Annotated in this window: 16 protein-coding genes; 8 read left to right on the top strand and 8 right to left on the bottom strand. The window is 65.2% G+C overall.

All coding sequences use genetic code 11. From position 1 onward, the window contains the following. Positions 1–5 precede the first annotated feature (5 nt). A complete protein-coding gene (locus tag ACF8LI_RS10945) occupies positions 6–1,619 on the top strand; it encodes a GMC family oxidoreductase (protein WP_392412654.1) in 1,614 nt (537 codons plus the stop codon). A gap of 14 nt (positions 1,620–1,633) precedes the next feature. Continuing rightward, positions 1,634–2,815: a dihydrodipicolinate synthase family protein gene (locus ACF8LI_RS10940; RefSeq protein ID WP_392412653.1), complete on the top strand. Its 1,182-nt coding sequence runs from the start codon at positions 1,634–1,636 to the stop codon at positions 2,813–2,815. Positions 2,816–2,904: 89 nt separating this feature from the next. Here ACF8LI_RS10940 and argC read toward each other — a convergent pair whose 3' ends face one another. Then, positions 2,905–3,873, bottom strand: a complete 969-nt coding sequence (gene argC / locus ACF8LI_RS10935) for an N-acetyl-gamma-glutamyl-phosphate reductase (protein ID WP_061287978.1) — start codon at positions 3,871–3,873, stop codon at positions 2,905–2,907. A gap of 119 nt (positions 3,874–3,992) precedes the next feature. Here argC and ACF8LI_RS10930 point away from each other — a divergent pair, with 119 nt between their 5' ends. After that, positions 3,993–4,877, top strand: a complete 885-nt coding sequence (locus ACF8LI_RS10930; RefSeq protein ID WP_017407463.1) for a LysR family transcriptional regulator — start codon at positions 3,993–3,995, stop codon at positions 4,875–4,877. Between the two features lie 129 nt (positions 4,878–5,006). Here the strand turns inward: ACF8LI_RS10930 and ACF8LI_RS10925 are convergent, their stop codons facing one another. Beyond that, positions 5,007–5,423 carry a jacalin-like lectin gene (locus tag ACF8LI_RS10925; protein WP_074922946.1) on the bottom strand — a complete coding sequence of 139 codons (417 nt, stop codon included), beginning with the start codon at positions 5,421–5,423 and terminating at the stop codon, positions 5,007–5,009. Positions 5,424–6,255: 832 nt separating this feature from the next. Between ACF8LI_RS10925 and ACF8LI_RS10920 the strand changes: the two genes are divergently transcribed. Together ACF8LI_RS10920 and ACF8LI_RS10915 are read left to right on the top strand one after the other, a co-directional pair. Beyond that, positions 6,256–7,182, top strand: a complete 927-nt coding sequence (locus tag ACF8LI_RS10920) for an NAD-dependent epimerase/dehydratase family protein (RefSeq protein WP_047327461.1) — start codon at positions 6,256–6,258, stop codon at positions 7,180–7,182. After that, positions 7,179–7,874: a type 1 glutamine amidotransferase domain-containing protein gene (locus ACF8LI_RS10915; RefSeq protein ID WP_392412650.1), complete on the top strand. Its 696-nt coding sequence runs from the start codon at positions 7,179–7,181 to the stop codon at positions 7,872–7,874. Before ACF8LI_RS10920 ends, ACF8LI_RS10915 begins: the two co-directional genes overlap by 4 nt. 25 nt (positions 7,875–7,899) lie before the next feature. Here ACF8LI_RS10915 and ACF8LI_RS10910 read toward each other — a convergent pair whose 3' ends face one another. Further along, positions 7,900–8,394, bottom strand: coding sequence for a MerR family transcriptional regulator (locus ACF8LI_RS10910; RefSeq protein WP_016451534.1), 495 nt, complete (start codon positions 8,392–8,394; stop codon positions 7,900–7,902). Between the two features lie 291 nt (positions 8,395–8,685). On the opposite strand from ACF8LI_RS10910, the gene ACF8LI_RS10905 reads away from it, so the two are divergent. After that, positions 8,686–9,177: a hypothetical protein gene (locus tag ACF8LI_RS10905; RefSeq protein WP_392412648.1), complete on the top strand. Its 492-nt coding sequence runs from the start codon at positions 8,686–8,688 to the stop codon at positions 9,175–9,177. Positions 9,178–9,271: 94 nt separating this feature from the next. Here the strand turns inward: ACF8LI_RS10905 and ACF8LI_RS10900 are convergent, their stop codons facing one another. The 5 genes from ACF8LI_RS10900 to ACF8LI_RS10880 form a co-directional block, all read right to left on the bottom strand. Then, complete coding sequence (locus ACF8LI_RS10900) at positions 9,272–9,880, bottom strand: DUF4337 domain-containing protein (protein WP_034366698.1); 609 nt, start codon at positions 9,878–9,880, stop codon at positions 9,272–9,274. A 100-nt stretch (positions 9,881–9,980) separates the two neighbouring features. Next, positions 9,981–10,160: a DUF2256 domain-containing protein gene (locus ACF8LI_RS10895; protein ID WP_013801983.1), complete on the bottom strand. Its 180-nt coding sequence runs from the start codon at positions 10,158–10,160 to the stop codon at positions 9,981–9,983. 20 nt (positions 10,161–10,180) lie between these two features. Continuing rightward, positions 10,181–11,230 (bottom strand): NAD(P)/FAD-dependent oxidoreductase, encoded by a 1,050-nt coding sequence (locus ACF8LI_RS10890; protein ID WP_126311515.1) that lies wholly within the window; start codon positions 11,228–11,230, stop codon positions 10,181–10,183. Beyond that, positions 11,227–11,859, bottom strand: coding sequence for a lipocalin family protein (locus tag ACF8LI_RS10885; RefSeq protein WP_047216934.1), 633 nt, complete (start codon positions 11,857–11,859; stop codon positions 11,227–11,229). The genes ACF8LI_RS10890 and ACF8LI_RS10885 overlap by 4 nt, the downstream gene beginning before the upstream one ends. Beyond that, complete coding sequence (locus tag ACF8LI_RS10880) at positions 11,820–12,803, bottom strand: MerR family transcriptional regulator (RefSeq protein WP_392412646.1); 984 nt, start codon at positions 12,801–12,803, stop codon at positions 11,820–11,822. Before ACF8LI_RS10880 ends, ACF8LI_RS10885 begins: the two co-directional genes overlap by 40 nt. A gap of 259 nt (positions 12,804–13,062) precedes the next feature. Here ACF8LI_RS10880 and ACF8LI_RS10875 point away from each other — a divergent pair, with 259 nt between their 5' ends. Together ACF8LI_RS10875 and ACF8LI_RS10870 are read left to right on the top strand one after the other, a co-directional pair. Beyond that, on the top strand, positions 13,063–14,637 hold the full coding sequence (locus ACF8LI_RS10875; protein ID WP_203400810.1) for a methyl-accepting chemotaxis protein: 1,575 nt from the start codon (positions 13,063–13,065) through the stop codon (positions 14,635–14,637). 458 nt (positions 14,638–15,095) lie between these two features. Then, positions 15,096–16,403, top strand: a complete 1,308-nt coding sequence (locus ACF8LI_RS10870; RefSeq protein WP_016451539.1) for a dicarboxylate/amino acid:cation symporter — start codon at positions 15,096–15,098, stop codon at positions 16,401–16,403. Positions 16,404–16,412: the final 9 nt, after the last annotated feature.

Raw genomic sequence — 16,412 nt, 5'->3', positions numbered from 1 at the left:
TGACCATGGACAGCTATGACTACATCATCACGGGCGCGGGCTCGGCGGGCTGCGTGCTGGCCAACCGGCTGAGCGCCGACCCCTCGGTGCGCGTGCTGCTGCTGGAGGCCGGGGGCTGGGACTCGCATCTTCTGTACCACTGGCCTGCGGGCTTTGCGCGCATGACCCGGGGCCGGGGCTCCTGGGGATGGCAGACCGTGCCGCAGCGGCATCTGAACCAGCGCGTGCTGCGCTACACGCAGGCCAAGGTCATCGGTGGCGGCTCGACCATCAACGCCCAGCTGTACACGCGCGGCGTGCCGGCAGACTATGACGACTGGGAGCGCCTGGGCGGCGCCACGGGCTGGTCCTGGCGCGACGTGCTGCCGTACTTCAAGCGTTCGGAGAACAACCAGCGCTTTGCCAACGAGTACCACGGCTACGGCGGCCCGCTGGGCGTGTCCTGCCCCGTCAGCCCGCTGCCCATCTGCGAGGCATTCTTCCAGGCCGGCCAGGAAATGGGCATGCCCTTCAACCCCGACTTCAACGGTGCCGCGCAGCAGGGCCTGGGCTACTACCAGCTCACGCAGTGGAATGCGCGCCGTGCGTCGGCGGCCACGGGCTTCATCGATCCGGTGCGCATGCGCCGCCCCAATCTGACCATCCAGCTGCAGACCCAGGCGCTGCGCGTGCTGGTGCAGGGCCGGCGCGCGGTTGGCGTGGAGGCGGTCTCGGGCTCCAGCCGCACGCCTTTCAGCGTGCACGCCAGCCGCGAAGTCATCGTCTGCTCGGGTGCCATAGGCTCGCCCAGGCTGCTGATGCACTCCGGCATAGGCCCTGCCGACCATCTGCGCAGCGTGGGGCTGGCGCCTGTGCATGACCTCCCTGGTGTCGGCTCCAACCTGCAGGACCACCTGGACCTGTTCGTGATCGCCGAATGCACGGGCGACCACACCTACGACAAATACCAGCGCCCCTGGCACGCGGCCTGGGCGGGCCTGCAGTACCTGCTGCTCAAGAAAGGGCCGGCCGCCTCCAGCCTCTTCGAGACCGGGGGCTTCTGGTATGCCGACCCCGATGCGCTCGCGCGCTCGCCCGACATCCAGTTCCATCTGGGGCTGGGCTCGGGCATAGAAGCCGGAATCACCGGGCTGGAGAACGCGGGCGTGACGCTGAACACGGCCTACCTGCGCCCCCGCTCGCGCGGCACGGTCCGGCTCGCGGATGCAGACCCGGCGTCGGCGCCCTTGATCGATCCCAACTACTGGGCCGACCCCCATGACCGGGCCATGTCCATCAAGGGCCTGCGCCTTGCGCGCAAGCTGCTGGGCCAGCCCGCGCTGCGGCGCTACGTGCACGGCGAGGTATTGCCGGGCGGACATCGGGACAGCGATGCCGAGCTGTCTGACTACGCCTGCGCCCATGCCAAGACCGACCACCATCCCGTGGGCACCTGCCGCATGGGCCCCGAGCACGACCCGTACAGCGTGGTGACGCCGCAACTGCAGCTCATCGGCATGGAGGGGCTGCGCGTGGCCGATGCGTCCGTGATGCCCTTCATCCCCTCGTGCAACACCAACGCTCCCACCATCATGGTGGCCGAGAAGGCTGCCGACCACATCCTCGGCCAACGGGCTTGAGGCAGGAGACCCCCATGCAGATCCTCCTTCCCCGAAGCGACGGCCGTCTCGTACCACTGGCCATGAAAGCCAATCCCATCGCTCCCGCGGGCCCGGCTCCTGCCTTCAACCGCAGCGTCTACGCAGCGGCCCATGTGGTGATCGACCCGTTGGCCGCCACGCATCCCTGGGATGGCCCGCCCGCCATCGATTGGGAGGCGACGCTGGCCTTCCGCGAGCATCTGTACCGCCTGGGCTTCAAGGTCGCCGAAGCCATGGACACGGCCCAGCGCGGCATGGGCCTGGACTGGCCATCGGCACGCGAACTCATCCAGCGCAGCGCGCGCCATGCGCGGGCAGTGGGCGGCCAACTGGCCTGCGGCGCGGGCACCGACCAGCTGGCGGCGCAACCCGGGGTCACGCTGGCACAGGTCGAGGGGGCCTACCGCGAGCAGATGGACGTGGTGCAGGCCGAAGGCTGCCCCGTGGTCCTCATGGCCAGCCGCGCCCTGGTCCAGGCCGCGCGCGGCCCGCAGGACTATCTGCAACTCTATGACCGGCTGCTGGACGCGGCCGACCAGCCCGTGGTGCTGCACTGGCTGGGCGAGATGTTCGACCCTGCGCTGCGCGGCTACTGGGGCAGTACGGACCTGGTGCAGGCCCTTGATACCGTCGCCGCGCTGATCGCAGCGAAGGCGCCCAAGGTCGAAGGCATCAAGGTATCGCTGCTCGATGCGCAATGGGAGAGGGCGCTGCGCCGCAGGCTGCCTGCGGGCGTGAAGATGTACACGGGTGACGATTTCCACTACGCCGAACTCATGGCCGGCGATGGGACGGCAGCCGTTGAGGGCGGCCACTCCCACGGCCTGCTGGGCATCTTCGACCCCATCGCCCCGGTGGCGGCCGTGGCGCTGGCCGAACTGGCCCAGGGCCGCAGGGGACGCTTCCGGGAACTGCTGGATCCCACGGTGGCGCTGTCGCGCGAGATTTTTTGCGCGCCCACGCGGCACTACAAGGCAGGCATCGTGTTCCTGGCCTGGCTCAATGGCCACCAGAAGCACTTCTCCATGGCCGGCGCAATGCAGTCTGCACGCGGGGCCGTGCACTTTGCCAAGGTGTTCGAGCTGGCCGATGCCTGCGGTGCGCTGGCCGACCCGGAGCGGGCCAGCGCGCGCATGAAAAGCTATCTGTCGGTGGCCTGTGGCGTCGAGGCTTGAAGCAGGATTGCCCGGATCTTGCCTCGTCTTCCCCAGGCCGGCAGCTCACACCGCACTCACTCCACGCTCACACCAGGCTCACACCAGGCTCACACCACGCTCAGGGATTCATCGCATCCTGGCTGCAGCATCGGCTGCAGCCCGAGCATCAGATCAAGGTTCTGCACCGCCGCGCCGGCGGCGCCCTTGCCCAGGTTGTCGAACACGGCGGTCAGCAGCACCTGCTGCTCCTGCGGCTGTCCGAACACCGCGAGCCGCATCCGGTTGCTGCCATTGAGCGCGCGCGGATCGAGCCGCTGCGCATCGGCGTCCTCCTCCAGGGGTTGCAGCTCGATGCAGGGCTGGCCCTGGTACCGCGCCTGCAGGGCAGCGTGCAGGCTGCGGGCGGTCACACCGGCGGGCAGCAGCCGCAGATGCAGGGCGATGGTCAGCACGATGCCTTGCCGGTAGTGGCCATAGGCCGGCACGAACACCGGCGCATGGGCCAGGCCGGCATGCTGCTGGATCTCGGGCACGTGCTTGTGGTGCAGCCCCAGGCCATAGACCTGCAGGGGCACGGCAGTGGCGGCGGCAGCGCCCTCATGGTCCAGCAGCCCTGCGCGGCCCCGTCCCGAATAGCCCGATACCGCGTGAATGGCCAGCGGGTAGTCGGGGGGCAGCAGGCCCGCGTCGATCAAGGGCCTGAGCAGTGCCAGAGCACCTGTCGGATAGCAGCCGGGATTGCTGACGCGCCGGGCATGGGCGATGCGTTCAGCCTGGCCTGCCTCCAGTTCCGGCAGGCCATAGACCCAGCCCGGCGCGGTGCGATGCGCAGAACTCGCATCGATCACGCGCACGCCGGGCCGGCGCACCAGCGCCACCGCCTCGCGCGCAGCCTCGTCCGGCAGGCACAGCAAGGCGATGTCGCAGTCGTTGAGCGCCTCGGCGCGGTGCGCCGTGCTTTTGCGCTGGTCGGCCGGCAGCTGCAGCAGGCGCAGGTCGGTCCGATCCGCCAGCCATTCGCGCACCTGCAGGCCGGTGGTGCCTTGGTCGCCATCGATGAAAACAAGAGAGGTCATGGGTTGCTCCGATTGGGTGTGGAGCGCATGTTGCAGCGCCTGCCGCATGCAGGCCAGTTGAATCTGACAAACTACAGATTCATGATTCCTGAATTGCTGGCAACCTGGGACACCGCACCATGCGCGAAATCAATCTGGACCGTCTGCGCACCCTGCTGACGGTGGCCGACCTGGGCTCGTTCGCCGCCGCCGCCAAGGTGCTGCACCTGGCGCCGCCCACGGTGACGCTGCATGTGGCGCAGCTCGAAGAGCGTCTGGGAACACGTCTATTGCACCGCGCACCGGCCGGCGTCACCGCCACATCGGCGGGCAGCCTGCTGATAGACAAGGCGCGCCAGCTCCTGGCCGAGGCCGACGATCTCCTGCAGACCGTGCAGCGCCAGATCGCCACGCGCGGGGGCCGCGTGCGCCTGGGCGCCTCCACCGGCGCACTCGCGCACCTCTTGCCCCAGGCACTGGAAACCCTGGCCGCCCGGCATCCCGAGATCGACGTGCAAGTGGCGGTGATGACCAGCGAGGAAGCCCTGGCGCGCCTGGCGGCCGGCAGCCTGGACATCGGCATCGTTGCCTTGCCGCAGCCCGTGCTGCGCGGGCTGCAGGTGCAGGCCTGGCGCCAGGACCCCGTGCTCGCCTTCATCCCGGCCGCCTGGAAACCGCCGCGACACATCACGCCCGCCTGGCTTGCGGCCCGCCCGCTGATCGCCAACGACCGTGGCACCCGGCTGTCGCGCCAGACCGCCGAATGGTTTGCCGCAGGCGGCGCCCGGCCGCAGGCACGCATCGAGCTGAACTACAACGACGCAATGAAGAGCCTGGTGGCAGCGGGCTACGGCGCCGCGCTGCTGCCCCACGAGGCCGGCGCACCGCAGCCTGACCCCCGCATCACCACGCGACCCCTGCGGCCAGCACTGTCAAGGGCGTTGGGCATCGCGCATCGCAAAAGGCCGGATGACGACGCGACGACGGTGACGATTGAGGTTTTGATGGGGATGCGGGGGCGTTGACTTTGCTGATTGATGCCTGATTGACAGCAGGAATCAATAGAGCCGATGAGCGGACTGGAATAAACCTCGGCTTCATCCCAGTCCGTTTCGGTGCCTTGTTGATGCGATGGCACCATCACCGGCTTGACACTACGCTGGAATGAAAACGCCTATCGCGTCAACATTTGTGCCGGATCGACCAAAGAATCCACCCGCTGCTTCAGCAGGAATGGGGCCGAAGGGTTTCCCTCCGTCGCCTCCGTAGGGGCCGTAGGACTTCTTGTTGGTGGTAATGGTCAGGGAATCAATTCGACTTCCGCTTCGCCCTTGTATCGTAACGATGTGCTCGTTGCTGCCAAACTCGATCACAGTTTCTTCGCCGCCCCCGCCACCATGGCGTGCACCAGTGAGTTGTGTTCCGTCTGTCAGAAGCCATGTGGTTTGGATGGCATCGACTCTGGCTCCATGCCTGATCGAAATCCTCACAATTCGAACCACTTGGGTCAGATCATCGGAAAATTCGTCTCCACCCTGACCGCCGACTTGTTGACTTTTCTTGTAAGGCATATAAATCTCCGTTGTCAATCGCCCTTGGTTTTTTGGCTTCTACGGGGCGATGTTCATAGAAGCATAAGGCTCGAAAGCCAGAAGCTGGATTCAATGATTGGCCGAATGGCGACAATGGCCGTCGTGCGCTTCCAGTGCAAATGAGGTGCGGGCGACAAGAGCACGCTCTGACGTTCATTGACCAAACGATCCCTCAGAAATGCGCGAAGTCAACACGATTTGATTTCTGGATCTCAATAGCGGCACATCCGGTTTTTCGCCCTGTCATTGCGATCGCCATGGCAATATTTGCCACTGCCATCATCAGAGGTCTTCAGGCCATTCATTGCTGGCGTTTCATTCTGTCACATTGAATAAGCGGCGTCCATCGGAAGTTGTCAATTCAATCGTTGGATTGAGAATGGCTTCTTCTTTTCAATGGTGGTGGTGCATTCTGATCGCATCAAATAGTTGCTGTACACACATTGCTGCCATTGCTCTCATTGCACCCATTACAGCAATTGATGCCGGTGTGCGGTGGCAGTCTCGATAAAGCCGACAAGTTCGGACCACAGATGAGCAACCGCAAAGAGGCAAGTCCACCATCGCGGCTCATGCACAGGCGCTGCCGACCCGAACCGGGCCTTCACCAGGTGCACCAAAGCAGGCCGCAGTGTCCAGGCCCCAGGCTCCCCGACATGATGGAAGTGCCGGGTTTCTTCAGACAGCCAGCGAGCCGGCAGGGGGCTTCGACCTGATATCAGGGAACTGCAGTTTTGCCGCTTGACCTTCAACTCAAGTTGAAGCTTAAGCTCCATATCCTCTCATCACACAAGATGCTGCAAGGATCGATATGCAAACCATTTTGGGCGCCAATGGCCAGATCGCTGTGGAGCTGGCGCGCGAGCTCCACCGCAACTACACGCAGAACCTGCGCCTGGTCAGCCGCAAGCCGCGCAAGGTGAACGATACGGACGAGCTGGTGTCCGCCGACCTGATGAATTCCGCGCAAACCCTGGAGGCCGTGCGTGGCAGCGAGGTCGTGTACTTCACCGCTGGCCTGCCACCAGACACAGAGTTATGGGAGGGGCAATTTCCTGCCATGCTGCGCAACGCGCTCGATGCCACGCGGGCAGCGGGGGCCAAGTTTGTCTACTTCGACAACACCTACATGTACCCGCAAACCGCGCAGCGGCAGACCGAGGAAACCGCCTTTGCCCCGGTGGGCCGCAAGGGGCGCGTGCGCGCCTTGATGGCCGAGATGGTGCTGGCCGAGATGCAGCGCGGCGATATCCCCGTCGCCATTGCCCGCGCGCCAGAGTTCTACGGCCCCGGCAAAACCCAAAGCATCACCAACACCCTGGTGATCGGCCCGCTCAAGGCGGGCCAGAAGGCCAAAGTGCCGGTCCGTGACGACAAGCTGCGCACCCTGATCTGGACGCCCGATGCAAGCCGCGCCATGGCAGCCATTGGCAATGCGCAAGATGCGTATGGCCAGACCTGGCATCTGCCTTGCTGGGACGAGCGGTTGACCTATCAGGCCTTTGTGAACCTGGCGGCTGCAACCTTTGGGGTTGAGCCGCGCTACAAGGTACTGAGCCACCTGGCCATGGTGGTTGCTGGCTGGGTCTCCAAGCCCGTGCGCGAACTGCGTGAACTGCTGCCACGCTACGCGCACGACAATGTGTTTGATTCGTCCAAGTTCAAGCGCCGCTTTCCCGACTTTGCTGTCACCAGCTACGCACAGGGCCTCAAGCACATCGCGCAGGAGTCATCATGAGTACGCCACGTGTCTTGCATGTCGTCACCAATGTCGCTCATTACGACGACCCTGCGCACGCCACAGGGCTGTGGCTGTCGGAGCTGACCCATGCCTGGGATGTGTTTGCTGCGCAAGGGTATCTGCAGCAACTTGTGAGCCCGCTGGGTGGCGCCGTACCGCTGGAGCCGCGCGCACTCCAATGGCCGTTCTTCGATGCTTCGGCCAAGGCCTGGCTCGATGATCCCGCGTGCATGGCCCTGCTGGCGAACACTGCGGCACCTGCCGATATCGATGCGAGCGATTTCGATGCCATCTACTTCACTGGAGGGCATGCGGTGATGTGGGATTTTCCCGATAGTGCGGGGCTGCAGCACATCACACGCAGCATCTGGGAGCGAAGTGGCATCGTTGCATCGGTTTGCCACGGCTACTGCGGCCTGCTCAATACGCAGCTCAGCGACGGCTCTTTGCTGGTCGCGGGCAAACGGGTCACGGGTTTTTCATGGACGGAAGAAATCCTGGCCGGAGTGGCCCGGTCCATGCCCTACAACGCCGAGCAGGAAATGAAGATGCGCGGTGCGCGCTATCAAAAAGCCTTGCTGCCTTTTATCTCGTATGTGGTGGCCGATGGCCGCCTCATCACCGGGCAAAACCCGGGGTCGGCCAAAGCGACTGCAAAGCAGGTGGTGCAGGCTTTGGCAAGGCGCTAGGGCTGCGTTCCAAACTGGCGCAGGCCTATGCCGCGCTTGCCCGCTTCTTGTGTCCTGTGCGCATGAGCTTGCCCATTTTTTCTTCGGCCGCTGCTTCAGAGGCCAAGGATTCGGATTGCTGGGCCAGTACATGGGAGAGCACGCGGCGTGCGTTGTCGTGGCAATCCATGTTGTCTGGCCGCGCTTCAATATCGGACAACAAAGCCTGCAACTGCTTTTTGCTGGTTTGCAGCTTTTTCTCCATGGCCTTGATATCGGCAATTTTTTGGCGCAGCGCGCCCACGACGGCCTCATGGTCCCAGCCTTGCAGGCCGGGCGGCAAGAGTGCACGGATTTCATCCAGGCTGAAGCCCACCCCTTGCGCAATCGCAATCAGCTCCAGCATCTGCACCATCTCAGGCGGATAGCTGCGGTAGCCATTCGCGCCACGCTCAGCCGCTTGCAGCAGGCCACTTTGCTCATAAAAACGAATGCGTGATGTGGACAGGCCTGTGCGTTTGCTCAGTTCACCAATGTTCATGCGCAACCTTCGGCAAGGGGTCCTTGACCTTCAACAAGACTTGAAGCTTATCGTACTCGCAAGCCCTTCGCTCCAGCGGCAATTTGCGGCGAGCGCAACGTGCAAGCGATGCGACCTGACGCAGCTCGGTCAGCCGCTGACCAGCCTGCACGCCTGCTTTGACTGCCGTATCTGCTGGGTGTCATGGCCCCGTGGAAGCCGCTGCCTGCGCAATAGACCCCTGCGCGCGAACTGTATGGATGGACAGTAGAATTTCGGGCTCGATAGTTTCCACAAGGGAAGGGTCTGGACATGTCCGCAGAACTCGAACAAGAAGTCGTCTCGATCTTCGAAGACCGCCTTTGGCATCACAACGGCTGGGAGGCCCGCGTCATCAAGAATGAAGACGACGATGGCTGGGCCGTTGCCATGACCCAGGACGGCCAGGTGGAGCCAAGCCTGGTCGGCCCGTGGACCATGGGCCGCGACAAGAAAAATCCCAAGCCGCTGGACGTTTCCGCCTTCAACACGCTGGTGAAGACGGCGCACGAGGTGATGCGCCGGCATGAGCAGCATCTGGCAGCGCAGTTGCACAAGGATGTGCAGATCGTGGTGGGCGGGTCACGCGTGACCGTCTCTCTGGATATCGAGCCCGATGAAGACAATCCCAGCGCCACGCTCACCGCCACTGCCGCCGACGGCAGCGAGCTGGCCAAGTTGGGAGTCAGGCCGGACCATCAGCTCACCCGGACGTCTGCGCAAGCCTGGGCAGAGGCTGGCTACCCCCGTCCCAGCGAGGACTGAGCCGCGGGCAAGGCCGGGGAATCAGGGGGCTGCTTCACAGGTGCCTTCCAAGGCGGATATTCGGCTTTGCGGCTTTGCGGCTTTGCCACACGCTCTAGATGTGCAGCATGGCCAGCCCGCCCACGCCAAGGCCCAGCGCTGCCACGCCGAGCATGGCGTATTCCAGCCATTTCTTCTTGGTCAGCAGCGCGATGGCTGCAAGGGCAATGGCGACCTGCAGCGCGGTGGTGGCCTGCGCCCAGCGGTGATGCAGGTGCATCTGCATCTCTGACTTCTCGTCCCATTGCCGGGCCTCTGCTTCCAGGCGGTCGGCATCGCGCTTGATGTCGTCCTTTTCCTTTTCGTAGCGCTCCACCTTGGCCTGGTAGGCCGCCCGCCTGTCCTCCGTGGTCGCCAGATCACGCGCGAACTCGGACAGCGATTGCTTGGTGCTCTTGGCCTGGAAGAAGGCCCACTGGTTGGCCGCTTCGGTCTTCTTGATGGCTGCGTCGTTCTTGTACAGCCCGGCATTGGCCTGGGTGGCGCCGCCCATGTACGCGAAGATGGCGCCCACCGTGGCGATGACTGCCGTGCACATGGCGATCTGGTTGGTCAGGCTGCCGCCGCCGATGCCGTGATGGGCGGTGTGGCCATGCTCGCCCTGGGCAGCATGTTCGAGTTCGTGATCGTGTGGGCCGTGGACGTGAAAGCCGCCGGAAGACATAGGTGCCAATTCCTTGATGCAATGGGGTGGCGCATTATGGGGCCGGCCTTGCGGCAATCCAGGGCTCCCAGGATGTGCGGGCGCATGGCCCGCTTGGAGGTCAGCGCCTTGGCTGACGGCCTGCAGATGGGGGAGTGGGATCAGGCGGCAGTCGCGCGGTGCGGCAGCGCTGCGAGCAGTATTTGACCTCGTCCCAATCACGTGCCCATTTTTTGCGCCATGTGAACGCAAGACCGCAGCACGCACACAGCTTGGAGGGAAGGTGGGGCTTCTTGTGCATGGTGCGGGCGTTCCTGTGGTTCAGCGCGTCAGCGTGGCCAGGGCGCGCCGGGCCAGCGCCCGTCCGCTGAGCCAGGCGCCTTCGACGCCTGCGCCGCACATCCAGTCGCCGCACAGGCCCAGGCCCGCAGGCGCGTCCCACCAGCAGCGGTTGACCAGGTGGGGGGCCGGCAGCGCATAGCGCCAGCGGTGGGCAGTGACGCGCAGGCCGCCTGGCAGAGAGTCGGACAGAGAGCCGGCCAGGGCCTCGAATGCCTGCAGCAGTTGCCCGGCCACGGATTCAGCGTCCGACTCGATGTGATCCTGGCTCCACCGTGCACTGGCATGCAGTACCCAGGTCTGCTGCCCTTGTTGCCCTTGCCGTCCTGGCTTGGCGCTGTCGCGTGCCACCCAGCACAGCGGGCCATCCGTGATTTCTGCCGCATCCCAGTCCAGCGGCAGGGGGGCGTCGGTGCGCAGCATGGCCACCCAGCAAGGCTGCATGCGTGCGCTGGCGGCCAGTGCCGCCGCATAGGGCGAGACCGGCTCCAGCAAGGCTGCCGCCTGCGGTGCAGGCACTGCCAGCACCAGGGCGCAGTATTCCGGCCCCATCTGCCCTTGTTCGGCACAGTGCACTGTCCAGCGGGCAGGCCCGTGCTGCAAATGCTGCACCGTGGCCTGCAGGTGCAGCCGTACGCCATGCCCCTGCTGTCCAAGCCGCTGGACAAGAAACGCTGCGGGAGAGGTCATGCGCGGCACGCCCACCCAGCGGTCGGGGCCTGCCTCTGCGGGCACCGCGTCTGTGCCCTGCAGGCGCACTGCGCGCGGACGCCAGGCGGCGACAACGCCGTGCTGCTCCCACTGGCGCACCTCCTGCACAAACTCAGGGTCCTGGGCTGCAAACGATGGGGCGCCGTGATCGCACTGCCACGCACCCTGCGGATCCTGCGCGCGCCGTGTGCTCATGCGCCCGGATGGGCCTCGGCTTTTCTCGAAGATATCCACGCGGCAGCCAGCCTCGGCCAGCAACTGTGCGCAGGCCAAACCCGCCATTCCTGCGCCGATCACCGCGACGGGGGGCAGGCTGTTCACAAGGCCTCCTGGCTGCGCGCTTCCTGGTGCCGATCATGGCTGACCCAGATCAGCGCGCCGGTATCGACGCCCAGTTCCGCGGCCTTGGCGACGATGGATTGCAGGGTCTGCGGGGGCAGTTTCGGCTCCCTGGCCAGTATCCAGCAGTACTGCGTGTCCGGCCCGAGGACCAGCGCCCAGCGGTAGTCAGGGTCCAGGGCGGCCACATGGTAGCCGCCGTAGAACGGACCGAAGAAGGAGACCTTGAGCGAAGCCGTGTCCGGCTTGCCCGTGAACAAGGCCTTGCCGACGGCGCGCTGCCACTGGCCCCGGGGCACGGAAAAACCCCGGTTCACCACCTTCACGCTGCCGTCTGCCTGCGGCGTGTACTCGGCGGTCACATCGGTCATGCCCCGCTCGAAACCATGGTCCAGCCGTGCCAGTTCGTACCACAGGCCCTGGTAGCGCTGCAGGTCGAACGGTGAGACGGGCGTGACCGAGCCTGGCGGGCGCATGCTGGCGCAACCGCTGGCCAGCAGGCCGGCGCCAAGGGCCGTTGCCAGCAGGGTGCGCCGCCTGGCGGTGAAGACGGGGCGGGGGGCGGGAAAGTTCATGCGGATGTCCTTGGTGTTCTTGTCGCCTGCCGCCATCGGGCGACCAGCGGTTGCAGATCCGTGAGATGGCGCACCGGCGTGATGCCCGCGACAGGGCTGGAATAGAGCGCCGGGCATGCTCCACCGGCCCACAACTCGATGGCCGGCGGCAGGTGGCTGCGCAGCTCGCCCAGGCAAGCCTGCGCCATTGCTCCGTTGTGCGCGCTGCTGAAGCTCAGCCCCACGATGTCGGCGCGATGCGCCCGCGCGGCCTGTGCCACGTCGCCGATGGGCGTCTGGGTGCCCAGCGATACGCAGTTGCAGCCTTCCAGGGCCAGCAAGGCTTCGACCATGAGCAGCCCAAGTCCATGCATCTCCTGCGGCAGCGTGGTCAGCAATACCTTGGGCGCGGGCGGCGGGGAAGGCGGGACGAGCGAGGCGATCGCCTGCCTCAAGACGCCGGTGAGCACCTCGGTGTACAGGTGCTCTTCGAACACTTCAAAACGCCCCTGTGCCCAGAATTCGCCGACCGCCGTGGTCAGCGGGGCCACGAGCGTGGTCACGAAACCGGCCAGGCCCATGCGCGACTGGGCCAGGCTCAGGCAATGCCTGAGCTGGGCGGGATCATGTGCGGCAATGGCGTTGAGCATGGGTGCGAAGCGGTCAGAGTCTGCTGCATTCTCTGAATTTGTCCTGGACAAATCCATGGCTGGCGAGGTGTCGGCGCGGGCCAGCAGCGCCTGCAGGCCGTTCAGGTCCACCCCCATCAGCTTGCTGGGGCGCAGCCCCGTATCCATGAGCCGCCGGATCAGGGTCAGTTGTCGAACCTGGTCTGCCGGGTAGCGGCGATCGCCTGCCGAATCCCGTTCAGGCCTTGGAAAGCCGTAGCGTCTTTCCCAGACACGCAGGGTGTCCTTGGCAAGTCCGGTCTCGCGTTCGACGGCCGAGATGGGCAGCCCGGGGCCAGGCGCCAAAGGCAGGGGGTCAGAAAGTGGCGTCATTGATCTGAAGGGAACAAAACGTCCGGCCATGGCCGGAATGTTTTGAGGGATTTTGCGAATTGTCTAGGACAAAAATATGTTTTGTCCAATATATTACATAGAGAAACAAAGCGCAGGCCCGCTGGCCGCCACCCGGCAGCCGCTGGCGCGAGTGCTCTGTAGATTCCGGCCAGGAGATGACGGCCCCAGGCGCAGGCGAGGCTTGACATCGTGATCGCCGCGCCCGTGTGCAGTCTTTCCGGCCACGCAGTCCGTACCGATGATCATCATGAATTTGTCCAACTGGCCACTGGCCCGCCGTCTCGCAGCTGCCTTCGCATGCGTCATCGCCATTTTTCTTCTTGTCATCGCGCTGGCCGTGAGCAGCCAGGCCCGGCTCAAGGAGGCCCAGCAATGGAACGAGCACACCTTCAAGGTGATGTCCCAGGGACAGCGCATGCTCACGGGCATGGTCAACATGGAGACGGCCTCGCGGGGCTATCTCCTGTCGGGCGACTCCCGTTTTCTGGCCCCCTGGGATGAAGGACTCAAGGAGTTCGAGGCCTCCTGGCAGGAGGCCGTACGCCTGACCGAGGACAACCCCGCCCAGCAGCGCCGGCTCGACGGAATCCGGCTGCGCCACCGTGAATTCGTGCAGGCGGTGCAGCCGCTGCAGGCGCTGCGGCGGCAAGTTCAGGACGGCACGGCGACGGTCGAGGATCTGGTTCGCGAGTTCTCCCTGGGGCGCGAGAAGGCGGCCATGGATGGGCTGCGCGCACTGCAGGCGGACCTGGTGCGGGAGGAGGAGGAGCTCATGGCCGAGCGCCTGACACGCACCGAGTCGCTGGCGGCAATGACGCTGGCGTTCGAGCTGGGGGGCGCGCTGGTGGCCGTCGTGCTGGCCGCCTTGCTGGGCACCTGGGTCACGCGCTCCATCACCGGCCCCATCGGCCGGGCCATCCAGGTGGCACGCGCGGTGGCCTGCGGGGATCTGACGCAGCGGGTGGAGGCCACCACCCACGATGAAGTGGGGACCCTGCTGCGCAGCCTCGGCGAGATGAGTGATGCGCTATCGCAGGTCGTGGCCGTCGTGCGCAGCGGCAGCGAATCCGTGGCGAGTGCAAGCACCCAGATTGCCCAGGGCAACACCGACCTGTCCTCGCGAACCGAGAGCCAGGCCAGCGCGCTTGAACAGACTGCGGCCTCCATGGAGCAGCTCGGAGCCACCGTGACCCAGAACGCAGAGGGAGCGGGCAAGGCCAACGCGCTCGCGCAGCAGGCCAGCGGCGTGGCCGGGCAGGCGGGCGAGGTGGTCACCCAGGTCGTGGACACGATGAAGGGCATCAGTGAAAGTTCGCGCCGCATCGCCGACATCATCAACGTCATAGATGGCATCGCGTTCCAGACCAACATCCTGGCGCTGAACGCTGCGGTGGAGGCTGCGCGTGCCGGTGAACAGGGCCGCGGCTTCGCTGTGGTGGCCTCCGAGGTCCGCAGCCTGGCCGGCCGCAGCGCGGCGGCGGCCAAGGAGATCAAGGCCCTGATCTCCGACAGCGTCGAGCGGGTCGAGCAGGGCTCTGTGCTGGCCGACCGCGCGGGCGGCACCATGGCTGAAGTGGTGATGAGCATACGCAGCGTCACCGACCTCATGGGAGAGATCAGCGCGGCTTCTGCCGAACAACGCAGCGGCGTGGCACAAGTGGGCGAGGCGGTCACGCAGATGGACCAGGCGACGCAGCAAAACGCGGCCCTGGTGGAGGAAATGGCGGCGGCAGCCACGAGCCTGCGCCAGCAAGCGCATGACCTTGTGCAGTCCGTGAGCGTTTTTCGCCTGGGGCCTCAAGCGCAGGGTTGAGGCAGGGATGGCGCAGGGTTGATGCACCTGGTGAAGACGCGGTGCGGGACTTTGGGAGAGCGGGCCTCTCTACAGACGCCGGAGCATCAGCCGCTGCTGCCGTCCTGCCCGGGCACCGGCCGGCGTTCAAACAGTTGCGCCATGGCCCGGGAGGGCCGGAGCCCGCAGATCGCGCCATCCGGTTTTCCGAACGGAGCCTGCATTTCATTGTTCGGATTTCCGTTCCACCTTATGCATAAAAGTAAGGTCGATATAGGCGAATCAAGCAGTTAGCGCGCGGCGCAGGTGCCGGATGCGGCTGGCACGGTCTGTGCACTGTCAGGCGCAGGCCACGTGCGTCGTGGTTGTGTGTGCAGGGAGACAAGCCCGTCTTCGCAATGGCATCCGGCAGAGGCCCGGGGGCTGCGGCGGACCGGGCTCGCTTGCAAGACCGAAATACGTCCAACGAAAAAATCCGCATGAAATTCAATCGCTTGACCACCATGGTGCTCGTGGCCATGGTCCTCGGCGTGCTGGTGGGCTATGCCTGCAACAGCTACGCGCCCACGCCCGAGGCCACCAAGGAAATTGCCAGCTACTTCGGCATCCTCACCGATGTCTTCCTGCGCATGATCAAGATGATCATCGCGCCCCTGGTGTTCGCCACCCTGGTGTCGGGCCTGGCCAACATGGGCGACGCCAAGGCCGTGGGCCGCATCGGCGGCCGCGCGCTGGGCTGGTTCATCGTGGCCTCGTTCTGCTCGCTGGCCATCGGCCTGATCTATGCAAACGTGCTGCAGCCCGGCCATGGCCTGAGCGTGGCCCTGCCGTCGTCGGCCGAAGGGCTGAACCTCAAGACCTCGGCGCTGAACCTCAAGGACTTCATCGCCCACGTGTTCCCCAAGAACATCTTCGAGGCCATGGCGACCAACGAGGTGCTGCAGATCCTGGTGTTCGCGCTGTTCTTCGGCATTGCGCTGGGCAACCTGCACAACCAGGCCGCGCGTTCCATGGTGGGCCTGATGGACGAAGTGGTCCACATCATGCTCAAGGTCACCGACTACGTGATGCGCTTCGCCCCCGTGGGCGTGTTCGGCGCCGTGGCCGGCACCATCACCATCCATGGCCTGGGCATGCTGTCGGTGTTCGGCAAGTTCATGCTGTGCTTCTACCTGGCCCTGGCCACGCTGTGGGTGCTGCTGATCGTGGCCGGCTACGTCGTGCTGGGCCGTGACATCTTCCGCCTGCTGAACCTGATCCGCGGCCCGCTGCTGGTGGGCTTTTCCACGGCCAGCAGCGAATCGACCTATCCCAAGCTGATGGAGCAGCTGGAGAAGTTCGGCATCAAGCCGCGCATCATCGGCTTCGTGCTGCCGCTGGGCTACTCGTTCAATCTCGATGGCTCCATGGTCTACACCACCTTCCTGGCCATCTTCATCGCCCAGGCCTACGGCATCGACATGACACTGACGGCCCAGATCACCATGCTGCTGGTGCTGATGGTCTCCAGCAAGGGCATTGCCGGCGTGCCGCGCGCCTCGCTGGTGGTGGTGGCCGCCGTGCTGCCCATGTTCGGCCTGCCCGAGGCCGGCATCCTGCTGATCCTGGGCATCGACCATTTCCTGGACATGGGCCGCACGCTGACCAATGTGCTGGGCAATGCCATTGCCACGGCCGTGGTGGCCAAGTGGGAAGGCGCGGTCGATCCGAATGCCACCACGGACGACGACGAGTCGCTGCTGCCCATGGAGCACTCCCAGGAAGGGCGGCCCGCTGTCTCGGCCTGAGGCCCAGGC

This window comes from Delftia sp. WSY_12 (genome assembly GCF_043104645.1).
GTDB classification, from domain to species: domain Bacteria; phylum Pseudomonadota; class Gammaproteobacteria; order Burkholderiales; family Burkholderiaceae_C; genus Comamonas; species Comamonas tsuruhatensis.
The sequence above is the reverse complement of the archived record's forward strand: the minus strand, read 5'-3'. Positions and strand labels throughout refer to the sequence as shown.